The sequence below is a fragment of the Mesorhizobium sp. M7A.F.Ca.CA.003.01.2.1 genome (genome assembly GCF_003998945.1).
In the GTDB taxonomy this organism is placed as follows: domain Bacteria; phylum Pseudomonadota; class Alphaproteobacteria; order Rhizobiales; family Rhizobiaceae; genus Mesorhizobium; species Mesorhizobium ciceri.
Genome location: NZ_RZRA01001151.1, coordinates 1 through 1,501, shown reverse-complemented (window position 1 = coordinate 1,501; position 1,501 = coordinate 1). Strand labels below are relative to the sequence as shown.

Sequence of the window (1,501 nt, the reverse complement as noted above, 5' to 3'; positions counted from 1 at the left end):
GTCTTGGTCAGCCGGACGAGCTGGCCGCGGCGCAGATGCTCGTCGGCAAATCCCGCCCAGGCGAGCGCCGCGCCGCGCCCGGCGATGGTTTCGTGTATCATCGACATGTAGCCGGTGAACCGAGGTCCGTCGAGTTTCCGGTCGGTTCCGACCCACGATTGCCAACTGTCGATCGCGCCCGGCGGCGTCACCTGATGCAGCAGCGGCACTGCCAGGAAAGCCTCAGGCTCTTCCGAGGCGAGCGCCGGATAACGCGCCAGGAACGCCGGCGCGCAAACCGGGAACCACTCACCCTCGAGCAGTTTTTCGGTCACGAAGTCGGGCCATTGCCCGGCTTCGCCGAAACGGATCGACAATGCCACTTCAGGCTGGTCGAAATCCCTGTAGTCGGTGGATGTCTGCAGCAGCACCCGGCCATCGGCAACCTGCGATGTGATGAGGCCGAAGCGCGGCATCAGCCATGCCTGCGCGAAGTCGTGGCTGCAGCCGACCACGAATGTATCGCTGTCGTGCGCGGTCAAATCCTCGACCGCTTGCCTGATGGTGCCGAGACCCTCGCGGATCGCTTCGGCCAGCGTGTTGCCGGCCCCGGTGACGGCGACGCGGTTGCCTCTGCGCGTGAACAGCTCGACCGACAGCTGGCGCTCGAGATTGGCGACATGCCTGCTGACCGCCGATTGTGCGATGTTGAGCTCCTGTGCGGCCAGCGTCAGCCCGCCATGCCTGGCGGCAGCCTCGAAGACGACCATGGCGTTCAGCAGGGGAAGCGATGTCTTGAGGGTTTTCACGATCCAAACCTGCTTTCATGCCTTTTCGATATGAATGTCTATCATTTCTGTATTTGCTGCAAGCCTTTCCGCATCGCACACTCTATCGAAACGTCATTCGAACGCCAGCGAGCAGAAAGGTGTTTGCCGTGCAGGCCTACACATCGAACAGCCAGCCTATCGACAGAAGCGAGACCGTCAGGCTGATCGACCGGCAACGTCCGGACTGGTCGCTGGAACAGGCCTTCTACGCGGCCCCTGCCATCTTCGCGCTGGAACGGGACTTGTGGTTTCCGCGTCAATGGATGCTTGTCGCCCATGCCAGCGAGGTCCCAGAAAAAGGCCGCTACATCGTGCGCCAGCTTTTCGACGAGGAGATCATCGTCGTGCGCTTCGACGACGGCGAGGAGGACATCGCGGCCTACTACAATGTCTGCACCCATCGCGGCTCGCGGCTCTGCGCCAAGGATGGTCGCGGCAAGCTTCTGGTCTGCCCCTACCATGCCTGGTCGTTCAGGCTGACCGGCGAGTTGCAGTCACGGCAGGATCTACCGGAAAGCGTCGATCCGGAAGCGCTGGGACTGCACCGCGTACCCTGCAAGAGTTTCGGCGGCCTCGTGTTCTGCGGCCTTGATGCCAATTCGCTGCCCGACATCCAGCCTGTCGCGGACGGGCTGACCGGCGGCTTGCGCGAAAACGGCCTTGACCGTGCACGCATCGTCGCGCGCAAGAAC

2 protein-coding genes are annotated in these 1,501 nt (G+C 63.0%); one reads left to right on the top strand and one right to left on the bottom strand.

What is annotated here, in order from left to right; translation table 11 throughout:
• Positions 1 to 788, bottom strand: a 788-nt coding sequence (locus EN969_RS30675; RefSeq protein WP_127419712.1) for a LysR family transcriptional regulator, incomplete at its 3' end; no start/stop codon positions are given.
• 128 nt (positions 789 to 916) lie between these two features.
• On the opposite strand from EN969_RS30675, the gene EN969_RS30670 reads away from it, so the two are divergent.
• Positions 917 to 1,501 (top strand): Rieske (2Fe-2S) protein (locus EN969_RS30670; protein ID WP_164758646.1); only part of this gene is annotated, 585 nt, incomplete at its 3' end.